This window comes from Streptomyces sp. NPDC060002 (assembly GCF_042737245.1).
GTDB lineage: Bacteria > Actinomycetota > Actinomycetes > Streptomycetales > Streptomycetaceae > Streptomyces.
Map to the genome: position 1 here is coordinate 45857 of NZ_JBHWUW010000020.1, position 21255 is coordinate 67111.

22 protein-coding genes and 3 pseudogenes are annotated in these 21255 nt (G+C 70.9%); 15 read left to right on the forward strand and 10 right to left on the reverse strand.

The genetic code is table 11. The annotated features are described in order from the left end of the window. Positions 1-88: 88 nt before the first annotated feature. The 3 genes and pseudogenes from ACFWBD_RS19415 to ACFWBD_RS19425 form a co-directional block, all read right to left on the reverse strand. Positions 89-347, reverse strand: a pseudogene (locus ACFWBD_RS19415) (helix-turn-helix domain-containing protein); the annotation flags it as partial. Positions 348-1230: 883 nt separating this feature from the next. Beyond that, complete coding sequence (locus ACFWBD_RS19420; protein WP_385667996.1) at positions 1231-1449, reverse strand: hypothetical protein; 219 nt, start codon at positions 1447-1449, stop codon at positions 1231-1233. 105 nt (positions 1450-1554) lie between these two features. After that, positions 1555-1713: a hypothetical protein gene (locus tag ACFWBD_RS19425; protein WP_385667998.1), complete on the reverse strand. Its 159-nt coding sequence runs from the start codon at positions 1711-1713 to the stop codon at positions 1555-1557. 491 nt (positions 1714-2204) lie between these two features. On the opposite strand from ACFWBD_RS19425, the gene ACFWBD_RS19430 reads away from it, so the two are divergent. Both ACFWBD_RS19430 and ACFWBD_RS19435 read left to right on the forward strand, forming a co-directional pair. Then, positions 2205-2789, forward strand: coding sequence for an SUKH-4 family immunity protein (locus tag ACFWBD_RS19430; protein WP_385668000.1), 585 nt, complete (start codon positions 2205-2207; stop codon positions 2787-2789). Positions 2790-2945: 156 nt separating this feature from the next. Then, complete coding sequence (locus tag ACFWBD_RS19435) at positions 2946-3263, forward strand: hypothetical protein (RefSeq protein ID WP_385668002.1); 318 nt, start codon at positions 2946-2948, stop codon at positions 3261-3263. 144 nt (positions 3264-3407) lie between these two features. On the opposite strand, the gene ACFWBD_RS19440 is transcribed toward ACFWBD_RS19435, so the two are convergent. Beyond that, entirely contained in the window at positions 3408-3977 is a 570-nt protein-coding gene (locus ACFWBD_RS19440; RefSeq protein WP_385668004.1) for a TIGR03086 family metal-binding protein, read from the reverse strand. Between the two features lie 229 nt (positions 3978-4206). Between ACFWBD_RS19440 and ACFWBD_RS19445 the strand changes: the two genes are divergently transcribed. The 5 genes and pseudogenes from ACFWBD_RS19445 (at position 4207) to ACFWBD_RS19465 (ending at position 7226) form a co-directional block, all read left to right on the forward strand. Beyond that, the gene (locus ACFWBD_RS19445) at positions 4207-4824 is read left to right on the forward strand and encodes a TetR/AcrR family transcriptional regulator (protein WP_385668006.1); all 618 of its coding nucleotides are present in this window, start codon (positions 4207-4209) and stop codon (positions 4822-4824) included. Between the two features lie 36 nt (positions 4825-4860). Next, positions 4861-5070, forward strand: a pseudogene (locus ACFWBD_RS19450) (methyltransferase, FxLD system); the annotation flags it as partial. Between the two features lie 95 nt (positions 5071-5165). Continuing rightward, positions 5166-5984, forward strand: a complete 819-nt coding sequence (locus tag ACFWBD_RS19455) for a DUF5655 domain-containing protein (RefSeq protein WP_385668008.1) — start codon at positions 5166-5168, stop codon at positions 5982-5984. Positions 5985-6167: 183 nt separating this feature from the next. Beyond that, positions 6168-6617: pseudogene (locus tag ACFWBD_RS19460) on the forward strand (hypothetical protein); the annotation flags it as partial. A 213-nt stretch (positions 6618-6830) separates the two neighbouring features. Then, complete coding sequence (locus ACFWBD_RS19465) at positions 6831-7226, forward strand: molybdopterin-binding protein (protein ID WP_385668010.1); 396 nt, start codon at positions 6831-6833, stop codon at positions 7224-7226. A gap of 99 nt (positions 7227-7325) precedes the next feature. On the opposite strand, the gene ACFWBD_RS19470 is transcribed toward ACFWBD_RS19465, so the two are convergent. Both ACFWBD_RS19470 and ACFWBD_RS19475 read right to left on the reverse strand, forming a co-directional pair. Then, a complete protein-coding gene (locus ACFWBD_RS19470; protein ID WP_385668012.1) occupies positions 7326-7781 on the reverse strand; it encodes a class I SAM-dependent methyltransferase in 456 nt (151 codons plus the stop codon). A 33-nt stretch (positions 7782-7814) separates the two neighbouring features. Next, positions 7815-8342: a molybdopterin-dependent oxidoreductase gene (locus ACFWBD_RS19475; RefSeq protein ID WP_385668130.1), complete on the reverse strand. Its 528-nt coding sequence runs from the start codon at positions 8340-8342 to the stop codon at positions 7815-7817. A gap of 201 nt (positions 8343-8543) precedes the next feature. Here ACFWBD_RS19475 and ACFWBD_RS19480 point away from each other — a divergent pair, with 201 nt between their 5' ends. Genes ACFWBD_RS19480 through ACFWBD_RS19495 form a run of 4 tightly spaced genes read left to right on the forward strand, consistent with a single transcriptional unit; the run spans position 8544 to position 11894 of the window. After that, the gene (locus tag ACFWBD_RS19480) at positions 8544-8930 is read left to right on the forward strand and encodes a molybdopterin-binding protein (protein WP_385668014.1); all 387 of its coding nucleotides are present in this window, start codon (positions 8544-8546) and stop codon (positions 8928-8930) included. Positions 8931-8989: 59 nt separating this feature from the next. After that, a complete protein-coding gene (gene modA / locus ACFWBD_RS19485) occupies positions 8990-9823 on the forward strand; it encodes a molybdate ABC transporter substrate-binding protein (RefSeq protein WP_385668016.1) in 834 nt (277 codons plus the stop codon). Next, the gene (gene modB / locus ACFWBD_RS19490) at positions 9820-10680 is read left to right on the forward strand and encodes a molybdate ABC transporter permease subunit (RefSeq protein WP_385668018.1); all 861 of its coding nucleotides are present in this window, start codon (positions 9820-9822) and stop codon (positions 10678-10680) included. Before modA ends, modB begins: the two co-directional genes overlap by 4 nt. Continuing rightward, positions 10677-11894 (forward strand): ABC transporter ATP-binding protein, encoded by a 1218-nt coding sequence (locus ACFWBD_RS19495; RefSeq protein WP_385668020.1) that lies wholly within the window; start codon positions 10677-10679, stop codon positions 11892-11894. The genes modB and ACFWBD_RS19495 overlap by 4 nt, the downstream gene beginning before the upstream one ends. A gap of 548 nt (positions 11895-12442) precedes the next feature. Here ACFWBD_RS19495 and ACFWBD_RS19500 read toward each other — a convergent pair. Next, entirely contained in the window at positions 12443-12871 is a 429-nt protein-coding gene (locus tag ACFWBD_RS19500) for a DUF6299 family protein (protein WP_385668022.1), read from the reverse strand. Positions 12872-13102: 231 nt separating this feature from the next. Here ACFWBD_RS19500 and ACFWBD_RS19505 point away from each other — a divergent pair, with 231 nt between their 5' ends. Beyond that, positions 13103-13306 (forward strand): DUF5999 family protein, encoded by a 204-nt coding sequence (locus ACFWBD_RS19505; protein ID WP_385668024.1) that lies wholly within the window; start codon positions 13103-13105, stop codon positions 13304-13306. Positions 13307-13581: 275 nt separating this feature from the next. Here the strand turns inward: ACFWBD_RS19505 and ACFWBD_RS19510 are convergent, their stop codons facing one another. Continuing rightward, a complete protein-coding gene (locus ACFWBD_RS19510) occupies positions 13582-13983 on the reverse strand; it encodes a RidA family protein (RefSeq protein ID WP_385668025.1) in 402 nt (133 codons plus the stop codon). Then, complete coding sequence (locus ACFWBD_RS19515) at positions 13980-15116, reverse strand: acyl-CoA dehydrogenase family protein (protein WP_385668027.1); 1137 nt, start codon at positions 15114-15116, stop codon at positions 13980-13982. The genes ACFWBD_RS19510 and ACFWBD_RS19515 overlap by 4 nt, the downstream gene beginning before the upstream one ends. Positions 15117-15718: 602 nt before the next feature. Between ACFWBD_RS19515 and ACFWBD_RS19520 the strand changes: the two genes are divergently transcribed. From ACFWBD_RS19520 to ACFWBD_RS19530, 3 genes are read left to right on the forward strand one after another with little or no spacing between them, the layout of a single operon-like run. Further along, positions 15719-17455, forward strand: a complete 1737-nt coding sequence (locus tag ACFWBD_RS19520; RefSeq protein WP_385668029.1) for an AMP-binding protein — start codon at positions 15719-15721, stop codon at positions 17453-17455. A 15-nt stretch (positions 17456-17470) separates the two neighbouring features. Beyond that, positions 17471-18298, forward strand: coding sequence for a PaaX family transcriptional regulator C-terminal domain-containing protein (locus tag ACFWBD_RS19525; protein ID WP_385668031.1), 828 nt, complete (start codon positions 17471-17473; stop codon positions 18296-18298). A gap of 27 nt (positions 18299-18325) precedes the next feature. Continuing rightward, a complete protein-coding gene (locus ACFWBD_RS19530) occupies positions 18326-18751 on the forward strand; it encodes an adenylyl-sulfate kinase (protein WP_385668033.1) in 426 nt (141 codons plus the stop codon). Between the two features lie 115 nt (positions 18752-18866). Here ACFWBD_RS19530 and ACFWBD_RS19535 read toward each other — a convergent pair whose 3' ends face one another. Then, entirely contained in the window at positions 18867-21254 is a 2388-nt protein-coding gene (locus ACFWBD_RS19535) for a bifunctional salicylyl-CoA 5-hydroxylase/oxidoreductase (protein ID WP_385668035.1), read from the reverse strand. Position 21255 lies beyond the last annotated feature (1 nt).

Sequence of the window (21255 nt, forward strand, 5' to 3'; positions counted from 1 at the left end):
TGGCTGTTCCGGGCTTGTCCGTTCTGGGCCTTGGTGTGGGCGAGGCGGTAGGACTCGGTGCCGGTCTGGACGATGGCGCCGTTGCAGGTCAGCCGGTCGGCGATGGCCGCGCAGAATTGGTCGTAGTGGGCTGCCGACGGCAGCGGCCCACAGCCCGGAAGTGCCGTCGGCAGATTCACCGCCGACGACAGTCCGACCCGCGCGGCCACCGTCTCCACCGGCTGGTCGCTCTTCTCCAGCAGCACCCGAGCTGCCTCGATCCGTCGCGCGAGCACCCACTGCCCCGGACTGACCCCGAGCTGCCGTGCGAACCGCCGGGTCAGCATCCGCTCGGACACCCCGGCACGTCGGAGACCACCTCCACCGCCGGGAAGACGGCGGCCACTACTTCGTGCTCGCCAGCGAGGTCATCGAGGGCGGGGAGCGCCACGGCCCGGGCACGTACGTGGTCTTTCGCCCCCGGCAGCCGCTCCTCACCTGGCTCCTGGAACCCTGGGGCCCGGGGGCCCGTCTCGTTCCGTGGGAGCCTACGAGGGCAGACGGAAGACACGGACCTGGAACGACGTACGTTCATCGGGGCGGCGCGGCCTGGACCTGTGTGACGATCCGGACCCGGTGCCGTCGCGCTGTCACCGCCGGAACAGGTCGTAGACCCGATCCCGCGGACCGTACCGTTCCGGCACGTACCGTTCCGGCACGTCCCGCTATGGGGCACCAGTCCGGGTCCGCCACCGTGTGCCGTCTGTCAGCTGCCGCCGCGTCCACACCGTCGGATGGCCCGGCTTGACGCCGTGCGGCAGTAACGGCTCCAGACGTGCTCACTGGCCATTCGTCAGATCACCAGGTCCCACGGCGCGTGATCATTCACGTCCGAGATCCACTTTCGGCGAGAATCCGGGCGCGCGCTTCATCGGCGAGTCCGGCGACCGCCTTCCCCACCGCGCCAACCGTCGCAGCTGGTTGACGGTCAACTCCAGCGCCTGAAGGGTGGTGCGCGGCGACGTCACCGGCGCCGGCCTTCCGTGCACGATCTGGCAACCCGTTGACGTTCAAACGCGTCAGCGGCGGACAGGCGCGCGTGTTCGGAGTCGCGTCAGTGTGGGACACGAGCCCGCGGCCGACGCGGTCGCGGACGACGCGACGGTGGCCGGCGCAGCCGGGACGAGCGGCTGGCTGCCGGTCGCGGGGACCAACAGTCAGCGTCTGCCACAGTTGCTGCGGGCGGACGGGTCAGCTGGTGTCCTCAACCGGCCAGCCCGAGCATGTCTCGAGCATGACGGTCCCGTTCCCGTCCTTGTTGCTGTCGTATTCACCCAAGCTGACCTCGTACTCGATCCACCCGGACTCCGGGAGGTTCATGTTGAGGTCCAGCTTGCGCATGGCGCCGTAGCGGTTCCAGTCCTTGTGCTGCGCGCCAGCGTCGTCGGACCGGATGTACTTGACCACCACGGAGTGGTCGTCAAATGCGTTGTCCCAGACCAGCAGGTGGTCGCCGTCCTTGACGAACGCCGCGGACCCGGCGCAGTAAGGGGTAACGCACAGGTCGCCGGTGTGCTAGTCGGAGAGGGAGACGGTGGAGGTGGAGGTGGAGGTGGAGGCGGAGGCGGAGGCGGAGGCGGAGGCGGAGGTGGTGGCGGAGGCGGGGGTGGCCTGCGCGACTACGGCCAGCAGGCCTGCGGTAGCGGCGCCGAGGAGCCTGGAACGCTTCTTCATCCTGGTGATCCTTGATCTGATGATTTCCACCTGTGACTGGCATTCCCAACAAGGGTTGGTGGCGGGCGAATTGAGGGCGATGGGATACCAGGGGACGAGTTGATCTCCAGCTAGAGGTGAGGGCCGATCTGTTGTCGGCCCTCACGCCTACGCAGCCTGGCCGCCCTCGCCGCACGGCTTCGGTCCAGTCCTCGGCCACCCGCCAATGACGACCGGCCCCCTTCACCCCGGACAGGACAGCCACTGCCCCGGCACCGATGCTTTCGCCGCATCGTCATCGAGCCCTTCTTCCTCAATCTGTGCACGGGCCGCCCCTTTCGCCCGGGCCTGTGTGAAGAGCACCCCACTGCCGAACTTCCCGGTGCGCAGGAGTGTTTAGGTCGTCCGCACGATACGGGCGAGGAAACACCCTCGCGCCCGCTGCCGACCGGCCATGCGATTGACTTGGGCCGGCTATGACCGAACGACGCGGAACTCATGGGGGCCACGCAGTGACGAACAACGACACTCCGCTGATACCGGACGCGGGGTGGCTGGAGGAACGGCTGGGCGAAGGCTCGCTCTGGCGACCGAACGAAGCCGGTCTTCCGACCGAGCTGACGCATGCCGGGTCGAGGGAGTTCCTGCTGACGGTTGGCTTTCCCGCCGTCCATCTCGACGTGGTGGAGATCGACACGAGGCATTTGCGGGACGAGAACGCGCTGGCCCCGTTCGATGCCGACGAGATCTACGGGGAGCGCTACCCCGACGACGACTCCCCGCCCAAGAACTTCTGCTTCTCCGTAGCCACCTGTTACGAACAGCACCTGATGCTCGACGCGGCGGACGGTGGCATTACCCAGTACGACCCCAACGGATGGGACCACGGGGCCGGGTGGAAGGGACCGGCTGCCGATTCCCTCCCCCGGCTGGCCGTGCTCCTCGGGCTCATCGCCGAGTCGGGCAATGCCCTGGAATCGGCTGACGACGCCGTGCGCGCGGCCGCCATCACCGATCTGCGTGAGCGCATGATCGGCCAGGACCTGTACGTGGACGACTCCGCGTTCTGGGACGCGATCTTCGAGCGTCTGGACTGAGAACGGGGGCTGGTGAGGACAGACGTCGGCGAAACGCCGTGCAGTCGATCGTCGACGCCGTCGGATCGTGTGCGCTGGGAACGCCTGACGGAAGGATTCACAAGGCATCGTCGGGCCCCGGGACCGCGGGTAGCAGACAGGTGCGAGAGTGCTGTCGTGTTGGATGCGATCGACGCAATGGGCCGGCGCGCCATACCGGGCCATCCCGACCGGTATGAACCGGCTCGTGCCGCCCGCGGTCTGCGCGCCCCGGCCGATGCGGCGAACCTGATCGAGGCGGCGGAGGCCGGCTCACTGCTCGGCGGCGGCGGAATCATCCATGGCCACCGCGCCTCGGTGCTTCCGGCGGCCGCGGTCGCGACCCCTCTGCTCCTGGGCATCGCTCAGCAGGGTCACCCGGCCGCGAGGGACACTGCGTTGGGGCTGTCGATGAGGCTCTGTCGTCCTGTCCCCACGCTGAGTACACGCGGGTGACGACGCTCTACGGCACAGCGGTCCCGATCCGCTGCGCCATCGCCCACCATCTCTTCGAGTCCGCACAGCTTTCCAGTTCTCACCAGTTCACGGGGCTTCCCTTCCCCATGTGTGCTGCATCCGTTCCGCGGAGCTCCTGCCTCGTCAACTGGGCTGGAGCTCGCGGCCGGCGAAGGCGAGGAGCCGTCGGTGGGCGGGGCTGCCGGTCGGTGCGAGGGCTTCGGGGCCGAACATGCCAGGGCGGCGGAAGGCGTCGAAGTCCATGCCGCGCATGACGGCGAGCAGGTCGTCGCAGAGCCGGTGGTCGACGAGGTGCTCCTGGTCGGTCACGACCGCGAGGTCGACGCCGTGGACGACGACCTCGGTGAGATGGATCAAAGCGGCCATGGGGCCGGGGACGGTGCCGAAGCCCAGGCGTACGGTCGAGGCGAGGGCGGCGGGCCGGTTCCACGCGGCGCGGTCGAGGGTCGCGGCGGTGGCGTACGCGGTCTGCGGGTCGGTGCCCACCCAGTCGGCGTCGTGGCCGGCTCCGGCGTCGGTCCCGCTCAGCTCGGCGGCGAAAATGCGCATGCCGCCGACCAGGTGGTTGAGCTCGTCGCGGACCGTCCACCCGGTGCAGGGCGAAGGCGCGGTGAGGTGGTCCGGACGGATACCGGCGACGATCTCGGCGGTCATGTCGAGGGCGCGGTCGATCCGGTCGATCACGTTGGTCATGGCTCTCTCCGATTCTGTGTATGCGCGGTGGGGGTCCAAGCGGCCGCGTTGCCGAGGAGCTCGTCGAGCCGGTCGTAGACGCAGGCAACATGCCAGGCGTTGGGCGCCCGCCTCGCAGTGGGCATTGGCTCCCGGGAACTGCAGTATCTCCTAATGCAGTTGATGGCTGCGTTAGGAGGGTAGAGGCTGTCACGAATAAACGCAACTAAAACTGCGTTAAGGTGGGGGCATGACGGAAGGGCAGAAGGCGCGGCGGCCCGGGGGGCGCAGTGCGCGGGTACGTGCGGCGGCGCATCAGGCCGTCACCGACCTGGTCGCCGAACGGGGATACGGCAACTTCACCGTCGGCGATGTCGCGGCCAGGGCCGGGGTGGCCGACACGAGCGTCTACCGGCGCTGGGGCACCCTCGAAGCGCTGCTCACGGACGTGGCGATCACCCGGCTCACCGCCGGATCCCCGATCCCCGACACCGGCAGCGTGGCCGGCGACCTGCGCGCCTATGCCACAGGTGTGGCCCGCGACATCAGCGGTTCCGACGGCCTGGCAGTCCTGCGCCTGGTCGTCGCGCTGTCCAGCGCCGGGGAAGCGGGCTCCGAGTCCCGCGACCGCTTTCTCGCCGAGCGCACCCGACAGCTCCAGGACATGCTCGACCGCGCCCGCGAACGGGGCGAGCGTCCACCCGATGCCCTGGAGGTGGTCGACCATGTCCTGGCGCCGTTGTACATCCGTATCCTCTTCGCAGCGGGCCCGCTCACCCCCGTCTACGTGGACGGGCTGGTCGACCGTCTGCTGTCATTCTCGGGCGCAGTTCCGGACGCCTCGGGTACACAGACACGGCGGCTGTGAGTACCTGACACCCCTACAGCCAGCCCTTACCGCGGTGGCGTGCCGCAGGGTTGGTCGCAGCAGTTCGCCCTGGGCGGCCGGCGCCTCGCACCTCCCAGCGCCTCGAGGGCAGCGTCTCCCGCACCTCCGCCTACGAGCAGGGCGACGGCCGGTGGGCATCCCTCGGCAGCGAGATGAACACCGTCAAGCCGTCGTCGGCGCAGCGCCGACGACGACCGCCGAATCATCCCGCGGGACGCGGACGGGCGGGATGTCGAGCTGTCGGGTTCGACGGTGGCGCTGGAGGTGGAGCTGCAGCGGCGGGTCGAGGCTGGGCTGCAGTCGAGGCTGGGCTGCAGAAGATGCTCGGCATCCGGTTCCTGGCGTCGGAGTACACGACCGGTCCGTGGCACCGGGGGCGGATCGACACCCTGGGGCTGGACGAGAATGGCAGCCCGGCGGTAATCGAGTTCAAGAAGGGCTCGAACAGCGGGGTGTTGTCGCAGGCCGTCTCGTACCTGTCGTGGCTGGGCTCGGCGCGGCACGAGTTCGAGGCGCTGGTCCGGAAAACGCTGGGCGCGGAGGCCGCTGAGTCGATCGACTGGCGTCGGCCCCGGATGGTCTGCATCGCGGCCGGCTTCTCCCACCACGACCGCGTCGCGGTGCAGTGGCTGCCCGAGCGGATCGACCTGGTGAGCTACCGGATCTTCGAGGGCGGTCTGCTGAACCTGCTCCTCGTGGACTCCTCGCTCGGCGCGCCGAGCGCCGCTTCGACCCGAAGGGGCCGGGAGCAGGACGCGGTGGTCGTCAGCACGCCCGCAGCACCGGTGGCTCCTCCGGTGGCGAATGTCGGCCTCGTGCCGGAATGCCAGCGGGTCCTGTACACGGAGCTGGACGACGCGCTCACAGCATGGGGCGAGGTCAAAGTGGCGCCGTTGCGGCACTACATCGCCTACCGGCGGCTGGTGAACGTGGCGTCGGTGATCTTCCGGCCGAAGCACGAGGCGATCCTGGTCTATCTCAGACTCGACCCGGACACGGTCGAGTTGGCGGACGGCTTCACCCGGGACAAGCGCGGCATCGGGCACCTGGGGACCGGCGACCTGGAGGTGCGCCTCTCAACGGCGGCCGACCTGGACAAGGCGGCGCCGTTGATCCGGCGGGCGTTCGAGGCGGCCTGACACAACGCCTGCAGATGGCCGGCTGGACCCGGAGCGGCACGATCCCTGACCGGCCTGCTGACCGTCTCGGCCGACACGGAGGAGGAACTTCGTTCCGCCTGCGCGATCGTGGAGACCGCGGCGGTCGGCGCCCGGCTCGACCTCCGGCCGCTCACCTGGCAGCAGGCCGAAGCGTTCACCGCCGTCTTCATCGGGCGCGATGTCCACGCGGAGGCGGCGTTCTGCTACGACCCTTTCTCGCTGTACAGCAGCGGCCGGATCGAGGGCTTCACCAATCCCAACGCCGTCCTGGTGGGGATCATCGGCATGGGCAAGTCCGCGCTGGCCAAGTCCATTGCCACCAGGGCGATTGCCCACGGCTACCGGGTCTACGTGCCGTGCGACCCCAAGGGTGAATGGACGGCCGTCGCACAGGCTCTCGGCGGCTGCAGCGTCGCCCTGGGACCGGGGCTACCGGGGCTACCGGGGCTACCGGGGCTACCGGGGCTACCGGGGCTACCGGGGCTACCGGGGCTACCGGGCAGGCTGAACCCCCTGGATGCCCCGGCCCGACCCGCCTCGGTGAGCGAGGACGACTGGTCGACCGAGGTCCGCAAGCGCCGTCTCCTACTCCTGGCCGGACTCGCGCGCACCGGACATCTGACCGGCGAGTGCCGCCGCGTCTGCTTCGGCCCGCACGAGTGCGGGTCCGGAAAGGGCGCGACGGCACTGCGGGTCTGTTTTCGGAGTCTCGGAGTCTCGGAATCTCGTAGCCTCTGGCCCACCAGGCCTCAGTTCCTCCCGCTGCGGAGGAATGAGCGCCCCTGCGCACGGTGGGGTGGCCGTTGATCGCCTATCTTGGCGCCTATGCAGTCCTACACGATCGGCCAGGCGGCGCGTCTGCTCGGGGTGAGTCCGGATACCGCGCGGCGGTGGGCGGACGCGGGCCGGGTGGCCACACACCGGGACGAGGGCGGACGACGCCTCATCGACGGCCGGGATCTGGCCGCCTTCTCGGTGGAACTGGCGAAGAGCGGTGGCGGCGATGAGGGTGCCTCGTACACCTCGGTCCGTAATGCCTTTCCCGGCATCGTCACGGCCGTGAAACTCGGTGATGTCGCCGCCCAGGTGGAGATCCAGGCCGGACCGCACCGGCTGGTGTCGTTGCTGACGCGGGAGGCCGTGGAGGAACTGGGACTGGAGGTCGGGGTGGAGGCCACCGCCCGGGTGAAGTCGACGAACGTGCACATCGACCGGACCTGAGCGCTGTCAGACCTGAGCGCTGTCGGACCTGAGAGCTGTCGGACCTGAGAGCTGTCAGACCTGAGCGCTCGGGTGGGCGCGTGTCAGGCGGCCGAGCTGTCAGGCGGTATCGCGGACGGCCCGGACCAGGAAGTGGCGGGCCGCGTCCTCGTAGCAGGTCAGGGTCCAGTCGGTGGCGCGCAGGGTCTGCCGGAGGCTCTCCTCGGCCAGCAGGTCGGCCGGGTCCAGGGGACGGCCGTGGGGGGCGGCTCGTTCGGCGCGGCCGGAGGGGTGGAAGAGCAGCGGGACGCCGCCGGGGACGGTCACCCGGGCCCATTCGCGCAAGGCCGCGGCAGGGTCGGGGACGTGGTCGACCAGGCCCGCGCTGAAGACGCCGTCCAACGGCCTTGCCGACAGCGGGAGTCGGCGTGCGTCGGCCAGCAGAAGGCCGGTGCGTCCCTCCCGGACGGCGGTGGTGAGCCTCGCCGGGGTGAGGTCGGCGCCGAGCACGACGCCCTCCGTGCCGGCCGCCGCGCGCAGTACGGGCAGGGCCGGACGCCCCGGCTCACCGGACACCCTCCGTCGTCGCCGGACTGATATCGCTCAGTGTCACGCCCACGAGGTGTAGCCGCCGTCCACGCGGATCGCGCTGACGCCGCTGATGTGCCGGGCGCCGCAGCGGTCCTGCGGCAGGACGAGGTGGGGTCCGGCGCGGTCGAGCGGGGTGTCGTCGATGGTGACCGCGAGGAGGACGGGCGCGCGCCCGAAGTCGGGGTCGATCTCCGCCCAGGACAGCAGGGCGTGGTGACCGTCCGCGCCGGACACCGCGATCAGGAAGCGCAGGCGGTCCTTGCGCCGGGCCGGGTCGAAGCCGGGGCCGGCGTCCGCGAGGACCTCGTGCAGCAGCGGTCCGGTGAAGCGGTGGTGCCGGACGCCGCTGGTGGCGCACTCGAAGGTCACCTCGGCCTGGTGCTGCGGCCAGCCGAGCAGGTCGGGCACCGTGAGCCGGGCCGGCCGGGTCAGATCACCGGCGAGAACGAGTTCCGCCGCCGGACCGGTAGCCGTACTGCTGGTCGTACCGGCGGCCGTACTGGTGGTCGTACCGGCATCCGTGCTGGTGGTCGTACCGGCAGCCATACCGGCGGCCGTACTGGTGGTCGTACCGGCGGTCGTGCCGGCAGCTGCGAGGGACTGGCTCACTGGCTACCACCTCCTGAATGACCGTACCCGGAGCCGCCTCCCATGCAAACGCACATGCCACCTCCGTCGATCACAGTTCCGGCTCATGCGAAGCGACAGAAGACTTTTCCCTCGAATCTGCGGCAGTATCATCAGCGCATGCACACCTACCGGATCGGGGACGCTGCAGCCTTACTCGGTGTGAGCGCCGACACCGTGAGGCGGCTGGTCGACGGCGGGAGACTCGCCGCCGAACGCGATGAGCTGGGCCGCCGGATCATCCCCGGGCCGGCCCTCGCGGCCTACGCCCGGCAGGTGCGCCGCGCGGAATGGGGGGCCACCGGCTCCTCGGCCCGCAACCGCCTCTCCGGCATCGTCACCGACGTGCTCCTCGGCGATGTGTCGGCGCAGGTGGAGATCCAGGCCGGACCGTTCCGGGTGGTGGCGCTGGTCAGCCGCGAGTCGGCCGAGGAACTGGAGCTGGAACCCGGTGTTCCGGCGGTTGCCGTGATCAAGTCGACCAACGTGGTCGTCGAGAGACCGTAGATGGTCCGCCAGGACCACACGTGATTGTGTCCGTCAGGACCAGAGGGAGTGGACCCGTGATGACCCGTACCGCGCGCCGGACCGGCCGACCGATGCAGGTGGCCGCCCTGGGAGTCACCGCGCTGCTGGCCCTGAGCGCCTGCTCGTCGTCCGGCGACTCCTCGAAGGCGAAGTCGGGATCCTCCGCATCCGCATCCGCGTCCGCGTCGGACAAGCTGTCCGGCACGGTCACCGTGTTCGCCGCGGCCTCGCTGAAGGAGAGCTTCACGACGCTGGGCGAGGAGTTCGAGGAGGCGCACCCGGGTACGAAGGTCACCTTCAGCTTCGGCGGCAGCGACTCCCTCGCCGCGAGCATCACCGGGGGCGCCCCGGCGGACGTGTTCGCGTCCGCCAGCCCCAAGACGATGGCGATCGTGACAGACGCGGGCGACGCCTCGGGGACGCCCGCCACCTTCGTCCGCAACCAACTGGAGATCGCCACCCTGCCGGGCAACCCCGACAAGATCGCCTCTCTCAAGGACCTCACCAGGTCGGGCCTGAAGGTCGTGCTGTGCGACAAGACGGTGCCCTGCGGCGCCGCCGCGCAGAAGGCCCTCGACGCCGGCAAGTTGAAGCTCACCCCCGTCTCCTACGAGCAGGACGTCAAGGCCGCCCTGACGAAGGTCGAGCTGAAGGAGGCCGACGCGGCCGTCGTCTACAGGACTGATGTGCACGCGGCGGGTGACAAGGTGGAGGGCGTGGAGTTCCCCGAGTCCGCCGACGCCATCAACGGCTACCCGATCGTCCAGCTCAAGGACACCGAGAACGCCGACGCAGCCAAGGCGTTCATCGCGCTGGTGCGGTCCGCCGACGGCCAGAAGGTCCTGACCGAGGCCGGGTTCCTCCAGCCGTGACCCTCCCGACCGACAGGTCCGACGTCGCGGCCGACGCCATCCGGGGTGGGCCGCGACCTCGGCGTGTCCGGACCCAGGTGCACGGCGTGCCGCTGCCCCTGCTGGTGCCCGCGCTGATCGGCCTGGCGTTTCTGGTCGTGCCGCTGACCGCCCTGCTGGTACGGGCCCCGTGGCGCAGCCTGCCCGAGCTGCTGACCAGCGCCGAGGTGTGGCAGGCGCTCCGGCTGTCGCTGGTCTGCGCCACCGCCGCGACCGCCGTGAGTCTGGTGCTCGGCGTGCCGCTGGCCTGGTTGCTGGCCCGCGTCGAGTTCCCCGGACGCGGCCTCGTCCGGGCCCTCGTCACCCTGCCGCTGGTCCTGCCGCCGGTCGTCGGCGGGGTGGCGCTGCTGATGGCGCTGGGCCGCAACGGCATCGTCGGGCAGTGGCTCGACTCCTGGTTCGGCGTCACACTCCCGTTCACCACCACCGGGGTCGTGATCGCCGAGGCGTTCGTCGCCATGCCGTTCCTCGTCATCAGCGTCGAGGGCACCCTGCGCGCCGCCGACCCTCGCTACGAGGAGGCGGCCGCCACCCTCGGCGCCTCCCGTTTCACCGCGTTCCGACGGGTCACGCTGCCGTTGATCGCGCCGGGCATCGCGGCCGGCGCGGTCCTGGCATGGGCCCGGGCGCTCGGCGAGTTCGGCGCGACGATCACCTTCGCCGGCAACTTCCCCGGCCGTACCCAGACCATGCCGTTGGCCGTCTATCTGGCCCTTCAGAGCGACCCGGAGGCCGCCATCGCCCTCAGCCTGGTCCTGCTGGCGGTGTCCGTCGCGGTGTTGGCGGGCCTGCGCGACCGTTGGATGACAGCGCGATGACCGAGCCCCGGGAGACCGAGCCCCAGGCCCAGGCCCAGCCCCAGGCCCAGCCCCAGGCCCAGGAGACCGCAGCAGGCTCCCGGTCCGTCCACGACGTCCGCCGCGCCGGCGCGTCCGCCGATGCGTCCACCGATGCGTCCGCGGACCGGCCCGACGTCCGCGCCGGCGCCCCCGCGGACGGGCTCGACGCCCACCTGGTCGTGGAGCGCGGCACGTTCCGTCTCGACGTGGCGCTGAGTGTGGCGCCGGGTGAGGTGGTCGCCCTGCTCGGTCCGAACGGCGCGGGGAAGACCACCGCGCTGCGCGCGCTCGCCGGCCTGACGCCGCTCACCGACGGCCGACTACGGCTGGACGGCAGCGCGTTGGAGGGAACGCCACCGGAGTCCCGTCCGGTGGGTGTCGTCTTCCAGGACTATCTGCTCTTCCCGCATCTGACCGCCCTGGACAACGTGGCCTTCGGGCCGCGCTGCCAGGGCGCGACCAAGGCGGAGGCCCGTGCCCAGGCCGCCGCGTGGCTGGACCGCCTGGGTCTGGCGGCGCACGCCGGCGCCAAGCCGCGCAGGCTGTCCGGCGGTCAGGCCCAGCGGGTCGCCCTGGCCCGCGCGCTGGCCACCCGCCCGCGACTGCTGCTCCTCGACGAGCCGCTGGCGGCGCTGGACGCACGCACCCGGCTGGGGGTCCGTGCCCAACTCCGCCGCCATCTGGCCGAGTTCGAGGCCGTCGCCGTCCTGGTCACGCACGATCCGCTGGACGCCATGGTGCTCGCCGACCGGCTGGTCGTCGTCGAGCACGGGCGGGTCGTCCAGGAGGGCGCGCCGTCCGACATCGCCCGCCATCCCCGTACGGACTACATCGCGCAGTTGGTCGGCCTGAACCTCTACCGGGGCGAGGCCGACGGCCACACCGTCCGCCTCGACGCCGGCCCGCCCCTCACCACCACCGAGGTCCTGTCCGGCCCGGTGTTCGTGGCGTTCCCGCCGAGCGCGGTCACTCTGTACCGCGACCGCCCGACCGGCGCCAGCGCCCGCAACCTCTGGCGCTGCGAGGTCGCGGGTCTGGAGACCCACGGCGACCAGATCCGCGCCGACCTCACCGGCGAACTCCCGCTCGCCGCGGACCTCACCACGGTCGCCGCGGCCGAACTCGACCTGCACCCGGGCGCGCGGGTCTGGGCGACGGTGAAGGCGACCCAGACCCACGCCTACCCGGTCTGAGCCCGCGCCGGGACCGGACGGGTCGGAAGCGGCGGGGGCGGGAGCGGCCGGACCACCTGGCTGTGGCGTCCCAGAAGGCGCCGGGGTCGCGGATGAGGGTGCTGTCGGGGTCGGCGGGGTCGGCGCCCTCGACCCGGCCGACGTACAGCTCGACCTGGGAGCGGAAGCGTTCGACCGAGGCGCGGTCGGACAGGAACCTTCGCGAACGCCTTCGCCGCCGCTGCCGCCGACAGCGACAGCGACAGCGACAGCGATGGAGATGGAGATGGAGATGGAGATGGAGATGGAGATGGCGATGGCGATGGCGATGGCGATGGCGATGGAGGCTGGATGGTCGCCGCTCTGGCGTCGTGGAGCCGGGCCAGGTGGGCCGTCGAGATGATGTTTGAAACATCAATCGGATGATCGTCGACTGCCGGCCCGTGCGTTTGACACTTCAAACGCCCTGGCTCAGCCGACCGCCGACAGCCGTGGCGGCGGGCCGTCTGTCGGGCCCGCCGCTCAGGATGCGGTGCCCGTCCAGGGGCCCGCTGCCCAGGACCGGCCGCTCAGCCGGCGGTCAGGGTGACTTCCCGCTCCTGCGCCGCGCGGAAGCGGGGCAGCGGCAGGTTGCCCTGGGGGCGGAGTTCCATCAGCGTGGCCTCGACGTGAGCGGTCCCGGGTACGAGGCCGGCCGGGGTGGCCTTGCCGGTGTTCTTCCAGGCGTGCTCGGCACCGTCACACACGGCACGCGTGCCGCCGATGCCGTGCCGGCCCTTGTCGGAACCCTGGCCGACCGAGGAACTCACGAAGACGGGACCCGTGTTGCCTACACAGCGGTAGGTGCCCGAGAGGGTGACGGTGCCGTCCGAGGCGATACCGCCGACCAAGTCGACGGTGACGGACTCCGACGGATCGGCCGTGGCCGTGACCGCCGGGGCGGCGAGCAGGAGCAGAACGGCACCGACGGCCGCGGAGAGGCCGGGACGCAACGACATGGGAGTACCTCCTGTTGTGAGGGGCCTCCACAGGTACCGGGCGGGCGTGCCCGGGGCGGTGATCGTCACTCCTTCGGTGGCGAGTCCACACCGGTCATCGACGAACCGTCCCGGAGTTGTCCTGGTGCTGTCACGCTTCCGAGCACCCTCTGGAGATGCCCGCGGGCCGGGCGCATGGTCTAACCATGGGGGCCGACCGGACGGCCGACCCCACCGACGTGGAGGTGCTCCATGTGTTCTCACCAGCTTCCCAGCGCTTCTGCCGACGCCCACCCGGCACACCTCGCACACATCGTCGCCGCCCACCCCGAGCAGGGCTGGAACCTGCTGTGCGACGGCACCATCGTCTTCGACGACTCCGGCGAACTGCTGCCCGACGGACGGGTCGTGGACCCGCACCGGGTGACCGCCGGACAGCTGGCCGCCGCCGCCTGACCTTGGTCATCAGGGCCGGCCCACCGATCACCTCACCGAAGCCGGGCGCTGAAACCGGTTACCCACCGGTTGCTGATGCCGGTTACCGAAGCCGGTTTCTGACACCGGTTACCGAAGCCGGGTGCTGATACCGGTTACCGACCGGTTGCTGATGCCGGTTACAGAAGCCGGTTTCTGACACCGGTTACGGAAGCCCGGTTACTGACACCGGTTACGGAAACAAGTCGCTGACATCGGTTACGCAAGCCGTCGCTGATACCAGTTACCGGCCCGATTCATTGGTCAAGTACCGCGAATCCATCCAGCTCCACGAGTGCCTGCTCGTCCCAGAGTCGTACGATCCCGACGACCGCCATCGCCGGGTAGTCACGGCCCGCCAGCTCCCGCCAGACTGCGCCCAGTTCAGCAGCCTTCTCGCGATACACGGCGACATCCGTGACGTAGACGGTGACGCGCGCAAGGTCCCTCGCCGTACCGCCCGCCGCCGTCAGCGCGGCCAGCAGATTCGTCAGCGCCCGGGTGAACTGCTCCGGCAGCGACTCCCCGACGATCTTCCCGTCGGCGTCGAGTGCGGTCTGGCCCGCCAGGAAGACGATCCGTCCGCCGGTGGCGACGACTGCGTGCGAGAAGCCGATAGGCGGGGAGAGTTCGGGCGGGTTGACGCGTTCGGTGGTCACCTGACCTCCAGGTCTGCGAGTTCGGCGTACAACTCCCGTGCGATGATGCCGCGTTGGACCTCGCTGGCCCCCTCGTAGATCCGCGGCGCACGCACCTCCCGGTAGAGGTGCTCGAGCAGATGGCCGCGACGCAGGGCCCGTGCGCCATGGAGTTGGACGGCCGTGTCGACGACGTACTGCGCGGTCTCGGTGGCGAACAGCTTGGCCATCGCGGCACGCTTCGGGACGTCCGGAGCACCGCTGTCGTACGCCGTCGCCGCGGCGTGGACCATCAGACGCGCGGCCTCCGTGCGCAGGGCCATCTCGGCGACCTGGTGGGCGACCGCCTGCAGGCCACTCAACTTGCCGCCGAACGCGTCCCGTCGGGCGGTGTGGGCCAGGGTCGCGTCGAGGGCGGCCTGGGCCATGCCGACGGCGAAGGCTCCGACGCTGGGGCGGAACAGGTTGAGGGTGCCCATGGCGACCCGGAAGCCGCGGTCGGGCTCGCCGAGCACGTCGTCCGCCGTCACCGGGACGGCGTCGAAGCGGAGGGCGCCGATGGGGTGCGGGGAGAGCATGTCGAGGGCGGAGCCGGTGAGGCCGGCACGGTCGGCGGGAACGAGGAAAGCGGTTACGCCACGGGCGCCGGCCCCCGGGGTGGTGCGGGCGAAGACGGTGTAGAAGTCGGCCTCGGGAGCGTTGGAGATCCAGCACTTCTCCCCGGTGAGCCGCCAGCCGTCCGGCCCGTCCCGCTCGGCGGCCAGGGACAGGGCCGCCGCGTCCGAGCCCGCGCCCGGCTCGCTCAGGGCGAAGGCGGCGATCGCGGTGCCGTCGGTGACCCGGGGCAGCCAGTGCTGCCGCTGGGCGGGGGTGCCGTGGGCGTGGACCGGATGCGCGCCCAGTCCTTGCAGCGCGAGCGCGGTCTCCGCCTCCGTGCAGACGTACGCGAGGGACTCGCGCATCAGGCACAGGTCGACGGCCCCGGAGGTGAACAGTCGCGGCAGCAGGCCGAGCCGGCCGAGTTCGGCGACGAGCGGGCGGTTGACGCGACCCGGTTCGCCCTTCTCGGCGAGTGGGCGCAGCCGTTCGGCGGCGAGGGCGCGCAGTTCGGCGCACCAGGCGGCCTGTGCCGGTTCGAGCGAGAATGCGGGCATCGCCTGTCCCCTCTGCCGTGCGTGACCTGCTGGACTTGTGCCGTGCGTGACCTGCTGGACTTGTCTTGGCGTGCCTGTCTCTGCTGCTCGTGTTTCCGCCGCACCTGTTTCCGACTTGCTGTTTCCGCTGCATCTGTTGCCGCCGGATTGTCTCCGCCGGGTCTTCTGCTCTGCCCGTTCCTGCCGTGCCCGTTCCTGCCGCGTTCCTGCCGCGTTCCTGTCGTGCCTGTTCCTGTCGTGCCTGTTCCTGCCGTGCCCGTTCCTGCCGTGCCCGTTCCTGCCGCGTTCCTGCCGCGTTCCTGTCGTGCCCGTCTCTGCTGTTCCTGTTTCTGCCGTGCCTGTTTCTGCTCTACCTGTTTCCGACGTGCTGTTTCCGCTGCGGCGGGCTTGCCGTAACCGTTTCTGACGTGCCGGAGAGGTCGCAGTCGCCGTGCCGTGTTCGTGCTCCTCATGTTCAGCCCGGCCGTTAGCGCCCTCCCCCGACGGTATCGCGGACCTTTGACTGTCGTCACCAACGCGCTACGCTCCTTGTGCGACCCCAAGACGACGCCCGCCCGGGCAGCCCAGCCGGACAGTCCATCCAGGCAAGGGGGCGAACGCCCATGAACGTCTCGGCCCACGTCGACACCTTCGCGCGCGACCACCTTCCGCCGCCCGGCCACTGGCCCGACCTCCGTTTCGAACTCCCTGAACTGGCCTACCCCGATCGGGTGAACTGCGCCGCCGAGCTGCTGGACCGCGCCGCCCCCGACCGGCCCGTGTTTCACACCGGCTCCGGGCCGTCCTGGACGTACGGGGAGCTGCGCATCCGCGTCGACCGGATCGCGCATCTGCTCAGCGGCGACCTCGGGGTCGTCCCCGGCAACCGTGTACTGCTGCGCGGCCCCACCACACCCTGGCTCGCGGCCTGCTGGCTGGCGGTGCTGAAGGCGGGCGCGATCGCGGTCACCGTCCTGGCCCAGCAGCGGCCGAACGAGCTGCGCACCATGTGCGAGATCGCGCGGGTGGAGCACGCGCTGTGCGACATCAGGGCCGTGGACGACCTCGCCAAGGCGGAGATACCCGGGCTCAGGATCACGACGTACGGCGGTGACGCCCCCGACGATCTGCTGAGGCGGTCGGCGCCGCCAGAGCCGTACCAAGCCGTCGAAACCGCTTCCGACGACGTGGCACTGATCGCCTTCACCTCCGGCACCACCGGCCGTCCGAAGGGCTGTCTGCACTTCCACCGGGACGTGCTGGCGATCGCCGACACCTTCTCGCGGCACGTACTGAAACCGCTTCCGGACGATGTCTTCGCCGGCAGTCCCCCGCTCGGTTTCACCTTCGGCCTCGGCGGACTGGTGGTCTTCCCGATGCGGGCCGGCGCCAGTGCGCTGCTGCTCGAACAGGCGGGTCCCCGGCAGCTGTTGCCCGCGATCGCCGCACACCGGGTGACCGTACTGTTCACAGCTCCCACCGCCTACCGCGCGATACTCGACGACCTCAACGACCTCAACGACCTCAACGGGCCCAACCACCCCGGCGCGTACGACGTCTCCTCGCTGCGCCGCTGTGTCTCCGCCGGCGAGAACCTGCCCGCCGCCACCTGGTGGGCCTGGCACGAGCGGACCGGGCTCCGGCTGATCAACGGCATCGGCGCCACCGAACTGCTGCACATCTTCATCTCGGCCGCCGACGAACGCATCAGGCCCGGGACGACCGGTGTCCCCGTCCCCGGCTGGCACGCGCGCGTGCAGGACCCGGGTGGCAGGCCCGTGCCCGACGGCGAGCCCGGACTGCTCGCCGTACGCGGCCCGGTCGGCTGCCGTTACCTCGCCGACCCGCGTCAACTGCAGTACGTGCGCGACGGCTGGAACGTCACCGGCGACACCTATGTCCGTGAGGCCGACGGCTACTTCCGGTACGTCGCCCGCGCCGACGACATGATCATCTCGGCCGGGTACAACATCGCCGGCCCCGAGATCGAGGAGGCGCTGCTGCGCCACCCGGACGTGGTAGAGGCGGCGGTCGTGGGACGGTCCGACGAGCAACGGGGGCAGGTGGCCGTCGCGTTCGCCGTGCTGCGGGCGGGCGCTCGGCGCGACGCGGAGGCGCTGCGCGCCTTCCTCAAGGAGGAGTTGGCACCGTACAAGTGCCCGCGCGAGTTCGTCTTCCTGGACGCGCTGCCCCGCACGGCGACCGGGAAGCTCCAGAGATTCAGGCTGCGCGCCCACGACCACGGCGAAGCCCACGCCGAAGCCCCCAGCCGGGGCCACGCCGAGGATCACGCCGGGGGCCACGCCGAGGAGCGCAGTGAGGATCACGTCAGTGATGACACCAATGGTGACCAGCAGTGATACCGAAGACCTAAGATGATCAACGTGTCCGACCAGCCCGCACCCCGGTCTCTCATCGTCACGCTCTACGGCGCGTACGGCCGCTTCGCGCCGGGCCCGGTGCCCGTCGCCGAGCTGATCCGGCTGCTAGCCGCGGTCGGCGTCGACGCGCCCTCCGTACGCTCCTCGGTGTCCCGGCTGAAGCGGCGCGGACTGCTGCTGCCGGCCCGTACGGCGCAGGGCGCGGCCGGATACGAACTGTCCGACGAGGCCAGACAGTTGCTCGACGACGGGGACCGGCGCATCTACGCCACGGCCTCGCCGCCGGACGAGGGCTGGGTGCTGGCGGTGTTCTCCGTACCGGAGTCGGAGCGGCAGAAGCGGCATGTGCTGCGGTCGCGGCTCGCCGGCCTGGGGTTCGGTACCGCCGCACCGGGGGTGTGGATCGCGCCGGCGCGGCTGCACGACGAGACCCGGCACACCCTCCGACGGCTGCGTCTCGACCCGTACGTGGACCTGTTCCGCGGCGAGCACCTCGGCTTCTCGCCGACCGTCGAGTCCGTCGCCCGCTGGTGGGATCTTGCGGCCATCGCCAAGGAGCACGAGACGTTCCTCGACGGCCATGCGCGCGTGCTGCACGCCTGGCTGCAGCGTCCGGACACCCCTCCGGAGGAGGCCTACCGGGACTACCTCCTCGCCCTGGACTCCTGGCGTCACCTGCCCTACACCGACCCCGGCCTGCCCGCCCGCCTGCTGCCCGAGGACTGGCCGGGGACCCGTTCCGCGGCCGTGTTCCAGGGACTGCACGAGCGGCTGCGGGACGCGGGAGCGCAGTTCGCGGGAGTGGCCCCGCACGCGCCATGAGTCACTCACACCGACAAGCCGGGGGTCGTGCCACCGAGGGCCGTCGCGCCCAAGACACAAAAGGCCACGGTCTGGCTCACGGGACTGCCGAGCGCGGGTAGGACGACGCTCGCCCGTTTCCTCGGAGGTCTCGCCGGCAACGGCGTCCTGTCCGTCGTCCCCGTGATCGCGCCCTACGCCGACAGCCGCGAGGCGGTGCGGCTCCGGCACGCGAAGAGCGGCACACCGTGTATCGAGGTGCATGTCCCGACCCCGGTCGAGGTGTGCCGCGAGCGGGACGTAAAGGGGCTGTACGCCCGGCAGGCCGCGGGCGAGCTGTCCGCGCTGACCGGCGTCGACGACGCGTACGAGGCGCCGGTCGGCCCCGAGCTCGTACGCACGACACAGGACCGGAGGCCGCCGGACTCGGCGGACGCGGTGTACGCGGCGCCGGCGGAGCGGGGGCTGGTGTGAACGCGGCGTTCTCGGCACCCGGGGCAACTCCCGGACCTGCTCCCCGACTCTGTTCCCGGGCCTGCTCCCCGACCCTGCTCGCCGGGCCTGCTCCCCGGCCCTGTTCCCCGGCACCTCAACTCATGAGTGTCAGGCGGGGTTTCGGCGCGTCCGTGCGTCCGGTGCGCGGCGGCCGGCTGCCCGCCCGGTAGGGGGCGGGCCATTCGGCGCCCGGGCCGGTGTAGCCCTGCTCGGCGGCTGCGTGCAGGGTCCAGTTCGGGTCGTAGAGGTGCGGCCGGGCAAGGGCGCAGAGGTCCGTACGGCCCGCCAGGATCAGCGAGTTGACGTCGTCCCAGGAGGAGATCGCGCCCACCGCGATCACAGGCACTCCCAGCTCGTGCCGGATCCGGTCCGCGAACGGCGTCTGGTACGAGCGTCCGAACTCGGGCCGTTCCTCGGCCACCACCTGGCCGGTCGACACGTCGATGGCGTCGGCGCCGTGCGCGGCGAAGGCACGGGCGATCTCGACGGCGTCGTCGGCCGAGGTGCCGCCCTCGGCCCAGTCGGTGGCGGAGATACGGACGGTCATCGGCCGTTCCGCCGGCCATACCGCGCGGACCGCGTCGAAGACCTCCAGCGGGAATCGGAGCCGCTCGGCGAGCGAGCCCCCGTAGGCGTCCGTTCGGCGGTTGGTCAGCGGGGAGAGGAAGCCGGACAGCAGGTAACCATGGGCGCAGTGCAGTTCGAGCAGGTCGAACCCGGACCTGGCGGCTCGCTCGGCGGCGGCTGCGAACTCGTCGCGAAGGGGGGCGAGTTGGGCTACGGTGAGCTCGCGGGGCAACTGACCGTCCCGCTTGTACGGCAGCGGGGAGGCGGCCATGAGCGGCCAGTTGCCGTCGGGCAGCGGTTCGTCCATGCCCTCCCACATCGGCCTCGTCGATCCCTTGCGCCCGGAGTGGCCGAGTTGGACGCCGATCGCGGTACCCGGCGCCCGGTCGTGCACGAAGTCGGTGACGCGCCGCCAGGCGTCGGCCTGGCGGTCGGTGTAGAGGCCGGTGCAGCCGGGCGTGATGCGTCCCTCGGGGGACACGCACACCATCTCGGTCATCACCAGTGCGGCCCCGCCGAGCGCGCGGGCGCCGAGGTGGACGAGGTGGAAGTCGCCGGGGAGGCCGTCGCCGGCCGAGTACATGTCCATGGGCGAGACGACGACCCGGTTGCGCAGGGTCAGGCCGCGCAGCCGGAACGGGGTGAACATCGGGGGCGTGCCGGGCGGACAGCCGAACTCCCGCTCCACGGCGTCGGTGAAGTGGGGATCGCGCAGACGCAGGTTGTCGTGGGTGACGCGGCGGCTGCGGGTGAGCAGGTTGAAGGCGAATCCGCGGGACGGCTGGTCGAGGTAGAGGCCGATGTTCTCGAACCACTCCAGGCTGGCGCGGGCGGCCCGTTGGGTGGCGGCGACGACGGGTTTACGCTCCTCCTCGTAGGCGGTCAACGCGCTGTGAAGATCGGGGTGTTCGTGCAGACAGGCCGCCAGCGCCAGGGCGTCCTCGACGGCGAGCTTGGTGCCGGATCCGATGGAGAAGTGGGCGGTGTGGGCGGCGTCGCCCAGCAGGACGACGTTGCCGTGCGACCAGCGTTCGCTGACGACGGTCCGGAACGTGGTCCAGGTGGAGTTGTTGGACTTGAGTGAGCGTCCGCCGAGGGCGTCCGCGAAGATCTTGGCGCAGCGCTCGACCGACTCCAGTTCGTCGAGTTCGTCGAAACCGGTTGCCCGCCAGACCTCCTCGCGCATCTCGACGATCACGGTCGAGGAGTCGGCGGCGTAGGGGTATCCGTGCAGTTGCATCACGCCGTGCGGGGTCTCGGCGATCTCGAAGCGGAAGGCGTCGAAGGCGAAGTCCGCGGCGAGCCAGATGTAGCGGCAGCGGTGGCCGGCCACCCGGGGTCGGAACACCTGGGCGTACGCCTCACGGGTGGTGCTGTGCACACCGTCGGCGGCGATGACGAGGTCGTACTCCTCCGCCAGCCGTACGGGGTCCGGCGCCTCGGCGCGGAAGCGCAGGTCGACGCCGAGGGAGCGGCAGCGTTCGTGCAGGATCTCCAGGAGTCTGCGCCGGCCGAGGGCGGCGAAGCCGTGTCCGGTGGAGGTGTGCCGGGTGTTCCGGCGCACGATGTCGATGTCGTCCCAGCGGACGAAGTCCTGCTGGAGGGCGGCGTAGACCTGCGGGTCGGCGTGTTCGATGCCGCCGAGGGTTTCGTCGGAGAGGACGACTCCGAAGCCGAAGGTGTCGTCGGGGGCGTCGCGTTCCCAGAGGGTGATCTCGCGGGCGGGGTCGAGGCGTTTCAGCAGGGCTGCGGCGTAGAGACCGCCGGGGCCTCCGCCGATGATCGCGATGCGCCGGAGGCGGCCGGCGCTGTCGTGCGGCGGCGGGTCGCCGTTGGCCGGTCGTGGTCCTCGGTGGAGCCGCGTGTCGGCACCCGCCGGTGCCGTGGACGCCGGTGTCCCCGCGTCCGCTGTCATG